At 45.0% G+C, this 13,281-nt stretch carries 19 protein-coding genes; 11 read left to right on the top strand and 8 right to left on the bottom strand.

Features of this window, described 5'->3' with window-relative positions; all coding sequences use genetic code 11:
• Positions 1–4: 4 nt before the first annotated feature.
• On the bottom strand, positions 5–616 hold the full coding sequence (locus tag CCVT_RS04055) for a trimeric intracellular cation channel family protein (RefSeq protein ID WP_018136611.1): 612 nt from the start codon (positions 614–616) through the stop codon (positions 5–7).
• A gap of 130 nt (positions 617–746) precedes the next feature.
• Here CCVT_RS04055 and CCVT_RS04050 point away from each other — a divergent pair, with 130 nt between their 5' ends.
• The gene (locus tag CCVT_RS04050) at positions 747–1,409 is read left to right on the top strand and encodes a lipid-binding SYLF domain-containing protein (protein ID WP_018136612.1); all 663 of its coding nucleotides are present in this window, start codon (positions 747–749) and stop codon (positions 1,407–1,409) included.
• Positions 1,410–1,432: 23 nt separating this feature from the next.
• Here the strand turns inward: CCVT_RS04050 and CCVT_RS04045 are convergent, their stop codons facing one another.
• Complete coding sequence (locus CCVT_RS04045; RefSeq protein ID WP_009651509.1) at positions 1,433–1,642, bottom strand: hypothetical protein; 210 nt, start codon at positions 1,640–1,642, stop codon at positions 1,433–1,435.
• A gap of 138 nt (positions 1,643–1,780) precedes the next feature.
• Between CCVT_RS04045 and CCVT_RS04040 the strand changes: the two genes are divergently transcribed.
• The 9 genes from CCVT_RS04040 (at position 1,781) to modD (ending at position 7,415) form a co-directional block, all read left to right on the top strand.
• The gene (locus tag CCVT_RS04040; RefSeq protein ID WP_018136613.1) at positions 1,781–2,224 is read left to right on the top strand and encodes a Fur family transcriptional regulator; all 444 of its coding nucleotides are present in this window, start codon (positions 1,781–1,783) and stop codon (positions 2,222–2,224) included.
• 104 nt (positions 2,225–2,328) lie between these two features.
• Positions 2,329–2,652, top strand: coding sequence for an HMA2 domain-containing protein (locus CCVT_RS04035; RefSeq protein ID WP_009651530.1), 324 nt, complete (start codon positions 2,329–2,331; stop codon positions 2,650–2,652).
• The gene (locus CCVT_RS04030) at positions 2,645–3,301 is read left to right on the top strand and encodes a ferritin-like domain-containing protein (protein ID WP_018136614.1); all 657 of its coding nucleotides are present in this window, start codon (positions 2,645–2,647) and stop codon (positions 3,299–3,301) included. Before CCVT_RS04035 ends, CCVT_RS04030 begins: the two co-directional genes overlap by 8 nt.
• Complete coding sequence (locus tag CCVT_RS04025) at positions 3,294–3,638, top strand: hypothetical protein (protein WP_018136615.1); 345 nt, start codon at positions 3,294–3,296, stop codon at positions 3,636–3,638. The genes CCVT_RS04030 and CCVT_RS04025 overlap by 8 nt, the downstream gene beginning before the upstream one ends.
• Positions 3,639–3,647: 9 nt before the next feature.
• Positions 3,648–3,965 carry a hypothetical protein gene (locus CCVT_RS04020; protein ID WP_009651529.1) on the top strand — a complete coding sequence of 106 codons (318 nt, stop codon included), beginning with the start codon at positions 3,648–3,650 and terminating at the stop codon, positions 3,963–3,965.
• Complete coding sequence (locus tag CCVT_RS04015) at positions 3,965–4,258, top strand: hypothetical protein (protein WP_018136616.1); 294 nt, start codon at positions 3,965–3,967, stop codon at positions 4,256–4,258. The genes CCVT_RS04020 and CCVT_RS04015 overlap by 1 nt, the downstream gene beginning before the upstream one ends.
• A complete protein-coding gene (locus tag CCVT_RS04010; protein ID WP_018136617.1) occupies positions 4,242–6,317 on the top strand; it encodes a heavy metal translocating P-type ATPase in 2,076 nt (691 codons plus the stop codon). The genes CCVT_RS04015 and CCVT_RS04010 overlap by 17 nt, the downstream gene beginning before the upstream one ends.
• Complete coding sequence (locus tag CCVT_RS04005; protein ID WP_018136618.1) at positions 6,307–6,576, top strand: hypothetical protein; 270 nt, start codon at positions 6,307–6,309, stop codon at positions 6,574–6,576. The genes CCVT_RS04010 and CCVT_RS04005 overlap by 11 nt, the downstream gene beginning before the upstream one ends.
• Entirely contained in the window at positions 6,573–7,415 is an 843-nt protein-coding gene (gene modD, locus CCVT_RS04000; protein WP_018136619.1) for a ModD protein, read from the top strand. Before CCVT_RS04005 ends, modD begins: the two co-directional genes overlap by 4 nt.
• Before the next feature lie 100 nt (positions 7,416–7,515).
• Here modD and glyS read toward each other — a convergent pair whose 3' ends face one another.
• Genes glyS through purU form a run of 5 tightly spaced genes read right to left on the bottom strand, consistent with a single transcriptional unit; the run spans position 7,516 to position 12,432 of the window.
• Positions 7,516–9,537: a glycine--tRNA ligase subunit beta gene (gene glyS / locus CCVT_RS03995; RefSeq protein WP_018136620.1), complete on the bottom strand. Its 2,022-nt coding sequence runs from the start codon at positions 9,535–9,537 to the stop codon at positions 7,516–7,518.
• On the bottom strand, positions 9,534–9,677 hold the full coding sequence (locus CCVT_RS03990) for a hypothetical protein (protein WP_018136621.1): 144 nt from the start codon (positions 9,675–9,677) through the stop codon (positions 9,534–9,536). The genes glyS and CCVT_RS03990 overlap by 4 nt, the downstream gene beginning before the upstream one ends.
• 3 nt (positions 9,678–9,680) lie before the next feature.
• Entirely contained in the window at positions 9,681–11,123 is a 1,443-nt protein-coding gene (locus CCVT_RS03985) for an endonuclease/exonuclease/phosphatase family protein (RefSeq protein WP_018136622.1), read from the bottom strand.
• Entirely contained in the window at positions 11,120–11,599 is a 480-nt protein-coding gene (locus CCVT_RS03980; protein WP_018136623.1) for a tRNA (cytidine(34)-2'-O)-methyltransferase, read from the bottom strand. The genes CCVT_RS03985 and CCVT_RS03980 overlap by 4 nt, the downstream gene beginning before the upstream one ends.
• Positions 11,599–12,432, bottom strand: coding sequence for a formyltetrahydrofolate deformylase (gene purU, locus CCVT_RS03975; protein ID WP_026175477.1), 834 nt, complete (start codon positions 12,430–12,432; stop codon positions 11,599–11,601). The genes CCVT_RS03980 and purU overlap by 1 nt, the downstream gene beginning before the upstream one ends.
• A gap of 241 nt (positions 12,433–12,673) precedes the next feature.
• Between purU and CCVT_RS09915 the strand changes: the two genes are divergently transcribed.
• The gene (locus CCVT_RS09915; RefSeq protein ID WP_018136625.1) at positions 12,674–12,955 is read left to right on the top strand and encodes a hypothetical protein; all 282 of its coding nucleotides are present in this window, start codon (positions 12,674–12,676) and stop codon (positions 12,953–12,955) included.
• 63 nt (positions 12,956–13,018) lie between these two features.
• Here the strand turns inward: CCVT_RS09915 and CCVT_RS09910 are convergent, their stop codons facing one another.
• A complete protein-coding gene (locus CCVT_RS09910) occupies positions 13,019–13,243 on the bottom strand; it encodes a hypothetical protein (RefSeq protein ID WP_018136626.1) in 225 nt (74 codons plus the stop codon).
• Between the last annotated feature and the right edge of the window lie 38 nt (positions 13,244–13,281).

Here is a 13,281-nt window from a genome sequence, read left to right as displayed (position 1 = left end):
CTCCTTACAGATCAGGCAGCTTCCAGCCCTTATAAAATGCCAGCATCCTTGTCAATATCCCAAGCGCCAGCAAAACCAAGATAAAAAATAGATTATCTATCCCAAAATAATGCAAAATAAAATACACCAAACCCACGCCCATACTTATCGTGCCGTAAAGTCCGGTGCGTAAAAACCAAGGAATTTCATTTAGCAGCATATCTCTTAAAATGCCGCCTCCCACGCCGTTACAAAAAGCGACCATGACGACGCCAAAGACGTTGTATTTATACTCGGTCGCCACCATAGCTCCGACTATCGAGAAGCATATCACATCTATCGCATCGGCGAATATAAAAACGAATTTTTTCTCAAGACCTTCTTTATTTATGTGTAAATTCGTAAGCTTCGTGGCAAAAAGCATGAAAATAACGACGCTGACCGGCATATAATGCGTAAAAGAGTAAACGTCCCTGCCGACGAGCACGTCTCTTGTTATACCTCCGCCAAGTGCGGTCAAAAAGGACGATACGAAGATCCCTAGCCAGTCGCAGTCTTTTTTAACGGCAAATAAAAACCCGCTCAAGGCCGCCGAGGCGATGCCGATGTATTCGATGATCAGAATGATATTGTGCATGTTGAGCCTTATTGAAATTTCGCTATTTTATAATCTAATAGCATAAAAAATCATAAATAAAATCTTAATATATATTAAAAAAAATCAAAATTTAAGGTATAATAGCGAGAAATTTTCCAAAGGACATTTTATGAAAAAAATTTTTGCATTTTTATGCACGATCTCTTTGTTTTGCGGTATATCAAACGCCGACATCATACAAAACCAAAAGGTCAAAAATACGATAAACATACTAAATTCTTTCGGTTTGCGAAATTTACACGGCAACGAAAAATTTAAAGATATCAAAGCTATCGCGATAATCCCTGACGTAGCGAAGAGCGCATTTGTCGTCTCCGGTGCTAAAGGAGAAGGGATATTCGTAGCTAAAAACGACGATGGCGAGTGGTCGAGCCCCGTTTTCATAAACTATACGGCAGCAGGCATCGGAGCACAAGCGGGCATAAGCTCTGCGGATACGATCATTTTGTTTAAAAACTCACAGGCCTACGCAAGGCTCTTTAACGGCAAAGACACTATCAGCATAAACGCAGAAGCTACCGCCGGCATAGGAGAAGGCTCTGGTGTAACGACCGATCTGCCTGAAATTTCAGCATTTATAGTAGATAGGACTAAAACAAGCGGCGCTTTTATCGGGGTAGGTATAGATCTTGGCAGGATCACCACCAACAGGCAACAAACAAACGACTACTACGAAAGGATGTATGACTACGAGGATCTTTACAACAACAGCCCGAAAATGAACAAATACACGCTAAAACTTCACGAGATAATAAACAAGTATTTTCTATAAATTTTATATGGTTTAGCCAAGCGCTAAACCATAAACAATGACACGAATCGCTTCTTTGGGATCGGCGAAAACTGTGTCATATACTCAAAAGCCTCTTCGTAATCCCCGTCGGTATATTGAGCGATTTGTTCGATGAGTTCGTAGAGCTCCTCATCATCCATCGAGTCAAAACTCCCGCGATTTTCCAAGACCTCAAGCAAAACGGCGTCTAATTCAAGCTCGTCGTATGTCATGATCTTCCCTTTTGATATTAAAAATTGCGAAACTATACCAAAACAACCTTATAATATGCTTTACCTTTATTTTACCGAGCATTAAGCCGCAAAGATGTAAAATCTTTACATTCATTATCAATTTATCAACGGGCGGCAATGGAAAATTTCGAGCGTTTTTATCAGCATTTATCAAGCTTCATGAGCGAATTCAACCACAAAAATTCTCACATAAAAGAAAATATCTTGTCCATTTTATATCGCTCGCAGACGCACCTTAGCGCCCAAGACATCCAGACGGAATTTAGCAAAATTTACGCTCAAAGCATATCGCTTCCTACTATATATGCGCTCTTAAATTTCCTAGACGAATGCCGTTTATGCAACAGCTACGATGATGGCGGCATAAAAAAATACGAACTGAATTTAAAAGCCCATCACGATCACCTCATCTGCGAGAAATGCGGCAAGGTCGTGGAATTTCACGACGAGGACATAGAGCAAAGACAAGAGTTGATCTGTAAAGAGAAAAATTTCGAGGCGGTAGCGCACACGATGGTGCTTTACGGCGTCTGCGCAGACTGTCAAAAAACAAACGGGTAAAATTTATCATAATTTTTAGCATTTTGATAATGAGAGACAGAAAATTTTAAGTTACATCTAAGTTACATAATCGGATAATACCGCATAAAAAATAAGGAACTCAAATGAATATACAAATCGATACTCTGGCTCAAGTGGCCTCATATTTTACCGTGATAGCTCACACGAACGGCAGACTAAGAGTGCGCGTGAGCCCGCAGATAAAAGAGATCTCGCAAAATGTGAATTTAGGCACGCTTGATGATACGATAGCCAAAATAAACGGCATAAAAAACGTGAAATTCAACAAAATAATAGGCTCGGTCACGATCGAATACGATCATCAAATTTTCCCTAAAAATTTATGGGAGGACTTGCTGAACGGACAAAATTTAGAGCAAATTTCACAAAAGATCAACGCCGTAGCAAGGGAGGTCAGTTGTGCATGACGAGCTTTTGAGTGCAGCTTACATAAGCGAAAAAAACGCACAAATTTTATATGAGAGCGTAAGCGCATTTGGCGAAATTTTTAGCGAGATATCATCTATAAGAAGCGGTGCGATCGAGCTTATCAAAAAATACGCCCAAGCAAAAGGCCTAAAGCTCGATGACGCTGATGCACCAAATGCGTTTTTGACGCCAAATAGCTTTGAAGATGCGCTTATTTGCGCGCTAAACTATGAGATACAGCTAAATAAAATGTATGAAAATTTCACCTCGGATCTAGACGACGAGGAGCTAAAAGATCTGTTTTTCAGGCTCTGGGCTACATCAAATAACGAATACATCCCAGCTTTAAAGCAAAATTTAGCCCGTTGTCTAAACAAAAAAACGCAGGCGAAAGAGGAGGCGAATCTAGAAAATTTAGGTCAAAATTTACTTCAAGGCGGATATGAAAATATCTTGAACGAATATCAAAAAAGCTTTAACGAGATGAGCGAGGGTTTGCAAAGTATCGCGAGCGGCAACGCTGACAAAGCGCAGCTTGCTAAAATTTTGAATAATCCGAATTTCTCGTTTTTCAGCGGTCTGGCGCTTGGAGCGCTTGGCATTTCTATGATGGATAAAATTTCACAAAAGGATAAATCTGATGAATAACTCACAAACCAAGAAAGGATTTAAGATGGCATTACCATTTTTAGCGGGAATAGCCGCAGGAGCACTAGCAGTCGTCGCTTGGAACAGACGCGACAAGATCAAAGATTACGCAAGTTGCGGGCTTGAAAAAGGCAAAGAAACAGCTGAGAAAATTTACAAAAAAGGCAAAGAAGCTACGAAAGAGGTCAAGGAATTCGTAGCCAGCAAACCAGCCGCAAAAAAAGGACGCGCCACTAAAAAGACGCAACAAGAGGCTCAAAAGCCGGCAAAAAAGACCAGAAAACCGCGCGCTAAAAAAGCGGCTGCACCTAGTACGCCGGCTCCTGAGCTAGCGTAAGGATAAAATATGCAGCAAACTAAGGCATTTGCGCTTTCTGATACGAGGCTTCCTTTCGATCATTTTTTAAGCGGAGCCTTGATCGCAGGCATGAGCGCAGCGGCGATAAGCTTTAACGAGCACGCGAACGATCCTAGCAAAGACAAGCTACAAACCGCTAAGAAAATTTTAAAATTTAGCGTTTGCGGCGGCTTTGTGACTGCGATCGCGATAAGCGCGTCAAATTCTATCGCAAGAGGCAGGTATCTTGGTGCCGCCACTAAAATTTCACTAGGAGTCGGCGGCCTGCTGATAGCCGAAAAAATCATAAATTTGGAGAATAAATAATGCAAAACCCATACATAAACGAAACCGCTAGTCAAAGCGCACCAAGTGCGATCGACAATGCGATAAACAATGCGGCTGAAAATCTGCCGTTCGTGCCTGAAAATTTCAACGCGGCAGGCTTTGTAAAAGGCCTGCTAATCGGCGGCATCGCCGCCTACGTGCTCACAAACCCTAAGGCGCAAGAGTGCGTATTCAAGGCTATCGTAAAAGGCGGCGCGCTTATAAACGCAGGCATAGAAGAGCTAAAAGAGCGATTTGAAGATGTCAAAGCAGAGCTTGAAGCACAAAAATAACGTGCGTATCGCTCATCAAAGCAAAAATCGCGTTCGCATCATTTGCGAAAACATAACCGATACTAGCGATGTGAGCGCCATAGAGGCCACGATAACCGAGCGCACGAGTGCTAAAAGTGTGCGCGTAAACAAATACGCAAAAAGCGTGATCGTAGAATTTGACTCCGGGCTCGATAAAATTTTGGAATTTATCTCAAATTTTGACATGCCCAAAAAGACAAAGGATACATCACAGCCAAGCAAAGTAAATATCTATAAAGCTGGTGCAGCGCTTGCTGTAACGCCATTTATCACAAACACCAAGGCCAAAACGGCGATCGGGCTTTACAGCGCAGCTCCAAATCTGATAGAGGGAGCAAAAGAGCTTAAAAACGAAGGCGTCACTTCCAAAGTTTTGGAGGCTATGGCGATAGGAACGAGCCTGGCGCTAGGCGATCATCTCGCGGCAAATAGCACGAATTTGATGATAAATATCGGCGAATACATGGAGGAGAGCGCCTCTCACAGAAGCGACGATCTCATCAAAGAGCTGGCTAAGCCAAATATCGAAGAGGTCTGGATCGAAAAGCGCGAGAAAGACGGCTCTAAAACGCTACATAAAGTAAAAACGCAAAACGTCAAAAAAGGCGATATAGTCGTAGTCGGAGCCGGTGAAACTATCGGTATAGACGGCTACATCGTCGAGGGAAACGCAAGCGTCAATCAAGTCTCGATGACAGGCGAAGCCGAGCCCGTGCCAAAAGCAAGAGGCGACCGCGTCATAAGCGGCACGGTCGTCGATGAAGGTCGTATCAAAATTTGGGCTGAAAACGTAGGCAGCGAGACTGCGACCGCGCGCATAAAAGAGTATATCCAAAGCTCTTTAAATGAAAAATCAAACGTCGGGCTAAAAGCGACCAAACTAGCCGACAAGCTAGTGCCGGTGACGCTCTCGCTAGCGGGCGCTTCGTATCTTATAAACAAAGATATGAACAGCGTCGCGAGCGTGCTTCAGGCCGATTACTCCTGCGCGCTGAAGCTCGCCACGCCGGTAGCGTTTAAGTCAAGCATCTCAAAAGCCGGCAGGAACGGCATCCTGATAAAAGGCGCAAAGGCGATCGAGGCGCTAAGCATGGCGGACACCTTTGTCTTTGACAAAACCGGCACGCTGACACACGGACGCCTGAGCGTAGTGCAAATTTACTCTTTTAAAAAGGGATTTAGCGAGGCTGACATACTAAATTTGACAGCAAGCGCCGAGGAGCATTATTTCCACCCGGTCGCAGAGGCTATCGTGGAGGCGGCAAACAAGCGCGGTTTTAGCCATATCCATCACGACGAGGTCGAATTCATCGTCGCTCACGGCGTAAAGACCCTTATGCACGGCAAAGAGGTCGTCATCGGCAGCAGACACTTTTTAGAGGATGACGAGATGATCGACTTCAGCGCGCATGATGAGATGATCGCCAGCTCGCTAAAAAGCGGGCTTACGCTGCTTTACGTGGGCTACAACAAAGAGCTAGTAGGCGTGATCGCTATGAAAGACGATATGCGCGAAAACGCAAAAGATATGGTAGCACGCCTAAGAGGCCTCGGAGTAAAAGAGATCGTGATGCTAAGCGGCGATATAAAAAGCAAGGCCGAAGAGGTCGCAAAAGAGCTGGGCCTTGACAAGGTCTTTGCCGAGTGCTTGCCCACAGACAAGGCTCACATCATCGAAACGCTAAAAAATGAGGGCAAAAATGTCGCTTTCATAGGCGATGGCATAAACGATGCGCCAAGCCTTACAAAGGCAAATGTCGGCATCAGCATGCACAAGGGCGCTGACATCGCAAAGGCGACAGCTGATATCAGTCTTTTAAAGGACGACATAATGAGCGTCGCGCTGGCAAAGGAGCTCGCCAACAACACGATGAAGCTCATCGGGGCAAATTTCCGCTCGACAGTAGGCATAAACACGGCGATCCTCGGGGCAGCGACATTTGGTATGCTAAATCCTATCGCGACAGCCGTGCTTCATAACGGTACGACGATATGGCTGCTGCTAAATTCAATGAAAGGTGTAAAATTTGGCAAATAAACTAAAAGGCTCGCTTTTAAATTTACAAACACAAAGAAATATCGCAAAGATCGGCATGGGCGTATCGCTAGGAGTCGTTACGCTCACGGCCTTTAGCATGAAAAGTCGCCTCGGCAAAAATCTTCACATCGCTGCGGGTGCGGCGCTGGTGGGCTTTAGCCTCTATCATTACGGACTTTACAACGACGGGATATTTCAAAATCTCATATCCAAAAGCGGTAAAAAACGCAGAATGAATTTAAAAAACGAGCAAAAATGATAAGTGACGCGCAAATTTGGGAATACATAAAATCGGACCTGCCCTTTGATGACCTCACGACATCGCTTCAGAGCGAATTTCTAAATCACCAAGCGATGCTTAGCATATCAACTCGCGATGACATAGTGCTAAGCAACGTCGATATAGCCGCGAGGATAGCCGCCATGCTAGGGTGCGAAACGATCAGCAAAAGTGAAAATTCTCAAAATTTTAGCGCGAAAGAGACGATATTTCAGGCCAGAGGCAGTTATGGCGACTTGCACAAGGCCTGGAAGCTCATTCAAATTTTACTCGAATACTCATGCAAAATTTCAACATACACAAATGCCATGGTGCGCGCCGCAAAGGCCGTAAATCCCACCTGCCAGATACAAACGACGAGAAAGACCTTTCCTTTTGCGAAAGAATTTTGCATAGCAGCCGTATTAGCCGGCGGCGGAGCGATACATAGGCTAAATTTAAGCGATAGCGTATTGTTTTTCAAAAATCATATCGATGTTTATGAAAATTTCGAGGCGTTTTGTAAGCGGATAGATGAATTTAAGGCTAAGCTCCCAGAAAAAAAGATAATCGTAGAGTGCGAAACGCTTGCGGACTTTAAAACGCTTCTAAATTTCGCTCCTGACGTGATACAATGCGATAAAATGGCCGTGAACGAGCTGCGAGAAGTCGTGGATTTAAAAAATGCCGCTAAATTTCAGCCAGTCATCACCGCTGCAGGCGGTATAAATCTCGCTAACTGCTCTAAATTTGCCACCACGGGTGTCGACGCGCTAATAACCTCCGCACCATATACGCAAGGCATGGCGGATCTGACAGCATCTTTAAGGCTTATATAAGCTTGGCAAACGAGCCTTGTTTCAAAGAAACCAACCACGGTTTTTATCTAGGCTATAACTACAAATTCTAGCCAAAAGGTCAGGCGAGCCCTGACCTCTCTCACAAACTTATCTCTTTGATATCGGCTATCTCTAAGAAGCTTTTGTAAATTTGACCGATCACTGCGATACGATTTTTACGGATCTTTTCATCGTCTACGTTTATCATGACATTATCGAAAAACGCGTCTATTTCGCCCTTTAGACCAAAGAGCTCGTTAAGGCGCGCCTGAAGATCGGGACTGTTTTTTAGCGCTTTAAAGCCCTCGTTTAGTGCGCGCTCCTCGCTTGTCTGAAGCAAATTTTCATCGACTGTGCCCACATCGACATCTTTTATGATATTTGCCAGGCGCTTAAATGTGGAAAATAGCTCTTTGAAATTTGGCTTACTTGAAATTTCACTCATCGCCTCTACCGCCTTTGTAAGCTGCAAGATATCGCGTTTGCCGCTATTTATGCAAGCCTTTACTATCGAAGGATTGGTATCAAAAAATGTATAAAGCCTATCAAGGATGAAATTTTCCAGCAAGCTGATATCAAAGCTCTTATACTGCGTTGAAAGCGCCTTTAGCACGCTTGATATGTCAAATTTTAGGCCATGAGCCAAAACGATCTTGATGACGCCGTTTGCCGCACGACGAAGTGCGAACGGATCTTTCGTGCCGCTTGGGATTTTACCCACGCTAAAAAGCCCTATCAGCGTGTCTAGTTTATTTGCGAGCGCCACGACCGAGCTAAAAACGCTCGACGGGCACGGTGCATCCTCGCCGTCAGGCAGATATTGCTCGCGTATAGCCGTGACTATCACGTCCTCCTCACCCTTAGCACGGGCATAATACGCACCCATGACGCCCTGAAGCTCGGTAAATTCATATACCATCTGTGTCGTGAGATCAGCCTTTGCGAGCATCACCGTGCGGTTTAGCTTGGCTCTAAATTCCCCTCCCACCTCGTTTTTAAGCTCATTTTCGTATAAATTTGCAAGCTCGTCAGCTATCTTTGCCTCTCTAAGCTCTTTGTCATAAAGGCTGCCAAGCTCCTTTAGATAGGTTATATTTTTTAGCTTATCAGGGCTAAATTCCGCCTTTAGATCGCTCCTCCAAAAGAACATCGCATCGCTAAGGCGCGCGCGAAGCACCTTTTCGTTGCCTTTTACGATGAGTACGCCGTCTTTTGCGAGGGCGTTACTGACGACTACGAAATGGTTGCTCAGCTTGCCGTTTTTAAACACCGGGAAATAGCGCTGATTTTCTTTCATCGAGGTGATTATGACCTCGCTTGGCACCTCTAAAAATTCAGTCTCGAACTCGCCTAAAAGCGCCGTCGGATACTCTGTGATCGCCACGACCTCATCTAGCAAGTCCTCGTCGATCTGGATATCGATGCCGCCTTTTTCGAGCTCTTTAAACTGCGCTAAAATGATGCTCCTGCGCTCGCTCGCGTCAAGTACGATGCCGCGCGCCCTCATACCGCTAAAATATTCATCGGCGCTATTTACCAAGCTCTTATCGTAGCTGATGCTTCTGTGCGGATAGGTGCCGTTGCCGCTCTCAATGCCAAATTTGTTAAATTGCACGACCTCGCCGCCAAACAGACACAAAAACGATCGTATCGGGCGGATAAACTCGAACTCACCGCTGCCCCAGCGCATGGATTTGCCAAAATTCAGGCTAAGCAGAAATTTCTCTATCATGTCGCCAAGCAGCTTAACACTGGCCTCGCCTTTTAGCTGCCTCTCGTAGTAAAGCACCTCTTTACCGCCGATCTCTTTAAATTTCAGCTCGCTCTCATCGATACCGCATTTTTTAGCAAAGCTAAGCGCGGCTTGAGTGAAAGCACTGTCTTTTAGCGCGACTTGCTTTGGCGCACCGACAAATTCAGCCACGCTGTCTGGTTGATTGAGGGCAAAATTTTCATGAAAAAACACCAAACGACGCGGCGTGTAGTAAAATTTAAACTCGCTTTCTAGCTTATACTCGGTCAGGATGGCTCGCCACTTTGCCTCGATGTTTGGCAGCTCCCTTAAAAACGGGATCGCGGGAAGCTCCTCGACTCCTATCTCGATCAATAGATCCTTTTTCATAGCTCACTCTTTTTATTGAAATTTTCTTTTTTCATAGCTCTTTTCCTATCCCTTTCTTGTGTTTGTAAAACCACGCCGCGCACTATAAATACGACAAAAGCCACAAATAAAACAAGCATGATGATATCGATTGTTTTCAACTCTCACTCCACATAAAGCTGATTTTGCCCTTCGTAGCTCTTGACCCGCACGCGCTCAAAGTCGATGTTTTTACTATCAAAGATGCGTCCTTTAGGGCTATACACGCGGATGCGCCCGTATGGCGTCTGCAAGTATCCGCCCTTTAGCTCGCCTGAAATTTTATCTATCACGTCGCCGTCTCTAGCCTCTTTTAGCATGCTAGCACTCATCATAAAGGCGTCTGGCTGCACCACGTCATACATCTTTTTGATCTCGTATGCGCCGACTTCAAGGGCGTCTTTGTAAATTTTAGTTTTTGTCACGAGCACGTCCATCATCTGGCCCAGCTCAAGGTCGTTTTGCGGGTCAAAAACGTAAATACCTCGGTGATCTTCGCCAAGTATGAAGCCGTTTTTATCTTTATAAATGACGACCGCGCGGCTTAGGAAAAACGGCGAGTTTTCAGGCTTTGAAAATATATCGTCAATGTTTGAAATTTTATATTCGCTACCAAGTGCAGGGCTATTTTTGCCATCCTGACTGGCTGCGTTCACTTCGTCTTTAAAGCCAAAAATTTTAGTGAAAAATCCACTTCTTTGACCGCTTGGCTGCGTCGAAATTTTAAATCGTAGCGGGAAATGATCGGAGTATAAATTTACGCCGTCTTGCGACCTGACGTAGCCGTTTTCGTCCTTCATGAACGCCGGCTTAAACACTTCAAAGCTTTCAAAAACGTAGCTTAGCTCGCCGTTTTCAAAAAACGACGGCGAGAGCAAAACGTGATCTATCGCGCTTTTCCTGCCATGAACGGCGTGCGAGTAGCGCTCTTTGGTCTCTAAAAATCCCCATAGATCCACATAGCTTCTTGTCCTGATGATGTCGTTTAAGAGTGAGCGCGAGCCGTATGGGGTGTTAAAATCGCCCAAAAGCACGGCGTTTTTTTCATTTTCCAAAGCCGCACGCAACGTCCGCTCGGCCTTTTGCTGCTCGGCTTCCCCGTTTTTATAGGCCGGGAAGTGATTTACGAAAATGCTGAAATTTTTGCCCTCCAGCTCAAAATTTACCTTCAAGATATTGCGCGTTTTGGCATTTGGCACTTTGAAGATTTCACTCTTTACCGGGCGTATCTTTGAGATGAGCCCAAGTCCGATCGGAGCGCCTTTTTGAGCGGTAAACAGGACATATTTATACTGCGTGCCCTTAGCCAGCTCTTTTAAAATTTCCTCATTTTCTATCTCTTCAAGTGCGATGATATCGGAGTCTAGGCTCAAAATGATCTCTTTTATGCGCGATATCTTTTCATTTGCCGCGGCGCAGTCCCAGCTCGAGCTGCCTACTCTAAAGTCTGCGTATTCGCTACCGTCGTTTTTACAGTCGAATAAATTTTCCACATTATACGTAGCGATGCTTATCTCGCCGGCAAAGCTGAAAACGAGCGATAAAACGATGAGCCAAAATACTCTCAAACCGCGCTCCTAAAGTCGAATTTATCGATATTTTGCCTTATGGCTTCGTATGCGACGATACCCGCACTCATGGCTAAATTTAGACTCCTGCCCTGCGTGCCCATTGGTATCGTGACGGCGTGGGCGAAATTTATATCCATGAACTCTTTTGGCAACCCGGTACTCTCGCCGCCAAAAAATATAAAATCGCCGACCTCGAATTTAACGTCATAATAAAGCTGATTAGTCTTAGTCGTAGCAAAGAAAAAGCGCTCTTTAAATTTTAAATTTTGCTCTAAAAACGTGTCCAAATTTTCCCAGATCATAGGATCTAACGCCCTCCAATAATCAAGTCCGGCGCGCCTTACAGCTTTCTCACTGAGGTCAAACATCGTGGGCTTTACGATATGCAGCTTTAAATTTGCATTTACACACATCCGCCCGATCGCGCCGGTGTTTTGCGGGATCTGAGGATGGACTAAAACGATATTAAACATCAAAAAACGATCACTTTGTTGCCGTTTATGAAAAGCCTATCCTCGAGGGCTAGATCAAGCGCTTGAGATAGAACATTTTTCTCACACGCCCTGCCCGCTCGCTGCATGTCTTGCCAGCTCATCTCGTGATTGACGCGGATCACGTCTTGCGCGATGATCGGACCTTCGTCGAGGTCGTCATTTACGAAGTGTGCGGTCGCACCGATGATCTTTACGCCGCGCTCGTAGGCTTGTTTGTATGGATTTGCCCCGATGAATGCGGGCAAAAACGAGTGATGGATGTTGATTATCTTTTGCGGATAGGCATTTACGAATTTAGGCGATAGGATACGCATGTATTTTGCCAAGATCGCATAGTCGAATTTATACTGCGCCATCACGGTAAGCACGGCGTCCTCGTGCTCCTCGCGGCTTAGCCCCTCGGCAGACACGACGTGAAAAGGCAACCCGAAGCGCTCGACGAGGCTTCTTAAAATTTCATGATTTGCTATGACGGCTAGGATATTCGCGTTTAGCTCGCCGCTGTCAAATTTTATGAGCATATCGCCCAGACAATGCGTCTCCTTGGTCGCTAAAACGATGATGTCCTTTTTTGCTTTTTTACGGCACGTTATCTGCGCGTCCTTTGGTAAGACAGCCTCTAGTATACCGCAGAATTCACCCTCTTTTATATCTCCGCTAAGCTCGGCGCGCATGAAAAATCGGTTATTGTCCTTATCGACGAATTCGTTGTTCGTTTCGATGTTTAAGCGGTGCTTAAAAATGATATCGGAGACCCTGTAAATCAGCCCTTTTTCGTCTGTGCATTTTATTTTTAAGATGTATTTTTCCACGTTTCGCCCCTCGCTCGTAAGTAAGGTCTTATTGTAGCCAAATTGCGCTTTTATGAGGATTAAATAAAGCATTTTAAATTTGCCCTATTTTATTGGCGCTTCGCAAAGCGTAGTTGTCCTGCTTGCGAAACCAAGGAAATAAAATAAGCGAAGCCAAGCATATGGTGCGAACGTTTTTAAGCCGTTTTTTATGGGGGGGGGGGGGGTAAAATTGTCTAACATTTTTATAAAAGGAGTTGAAATGAAAATTTCAAATATTTGTTTCAAGGTAGCCTTGTTGGGCTCATTAGTTTGCTCATCTGCATTAGCAAAAGGCGCTTTTGTGGGAGTTATCGGCGGCTACAACTACAAGAGCGGCAACGAGCTAAAAGTCGACGACGGCAAGATAAAAGACGCAGTCCCGACCTTTGGCGTAAAAGGCGGCTACGACTTTGATGTGGCTAGAGTTTATGGCGAGTATATCTACGGCAGCGAAGGCAAAGCTAGTCAAAGAGACGGAGCAGACGCGATCGAAGCCAAGTGAAAAACTCACAAATTCCTAGTCGGAGCTGACTACACGCCAGAGATCACGCGAAATTTCAAATTCTTAGCTGGAATTTATACCGGCCTCACCGTCCTGGACCTTGACGTAAAAGCCACGACTACAAATGCCAGCCTCACTATCTCGGACACCGGCAGAGACTGGACTATCGGTGGCAAACTGGGCGGGATTTACAGCTTTGACGAGAGAAACGAGCTCGAGTTTGGCGTGCGATACGACAAAACTAAATTCGACCTTGAAATAGGCGATGAAAAAGACAAGATAAAGCACACGAATTCAGGCGTTTATCTAGGCTACAACTACAAATT

Source organism: Campylobacter curvus (assembly GCF_013372125.1).
Taxonomy (GTDB): Bacteria; Campylobacterota; Campylobacteria; order Campylobacterales; family Campylobacteraceae; genus Campylobacter_A; species Campylobacter_A curvus.
The sequence above is the reverse complement of the archived record's forward strand: the minus strand, read 5'-3'. Positions and strand labels throughout refer to the sequence as shown.

Coding starts and splice junctions, on each gene's coding strand:
- CCVT_RS04015 (WP_018136616.1), top strand. CDS start 3,965: ATGCAAAACCCATACATAAACGAAACCGCTAGTCAAAGCGCACCAAGT.
- CCVT_RS04025 (WP_018136615.1), top strand. CDS start 3,294: ATGAATAACTCACAAACCAAGAAAGGATTTAAGATGGCATTACCATTT.
- CCVT_RS04055 (WP_018136611.1), bottom strand. CDS start 616: ATGCACAATATCATTCTGATCATCGAATACATCGGCATCGCCTCGGCG.
- glyS (WP_018136620.1), bottom strand. CDS start 9,537: ATGAAAAAGGATCTATTGATCGAGATAGGAGTCGAGGAGCTTCCCGCG.
- CCVT_RS04020 (WP_009651529.1), top strand. CDS start 3,648: ATGCAGCAAACTAAGGCATTTGCGCTTTCTGATACGAGGCTTCCTTTC.
- CCVT_RS04040 (WP_018136613.1), top strand. CDS start 1,781: ATGGAAAATTTCGAGCGTTTTTATCAGCATTTATCAAGCTTCATGAGC.
- modD (WP_018136619.1), top strand. CDS start 6,573: ATGATAAGTGACGCGCAAATTTGGGAATACATAAAATCGGACCTGCCC.
- CCVT_RS03980 (WP_018136623.1), bottom strand. CDS start 11,599: ATGTTTAATATCGTTTTAGTCCATCCTCAGATCCCGCAAAACACCGGC.
- CCVT_RS04045 (WP_009651509.1), bottom strand. CDS start 1,642: ATGACATACGACGAGCTTGAATTAGACGCCGTTTTGCTTGAGGTCTTG.
- CCVT_RS04050 (WP_018136612.1), top strand. CDS start 747: ATGAAAAAAATTTTTGCATTTTTATGCACGATCTCTTTGTTTTGCGGT.
- CCVT_RS04035 (WP_009651530.1), top strand. CDS start 2,329: ATGAATATACAAATCGATACTCTGGCTCAAGTGGCCTCATATTTTACC.
- CCVT_RS09915 (WP_018136625.1), top strand. CDS start 12,674: ATGAAAATTTCAAATATTTGTTTCAAGGTAGCCTTGTTGGGCTCATTA.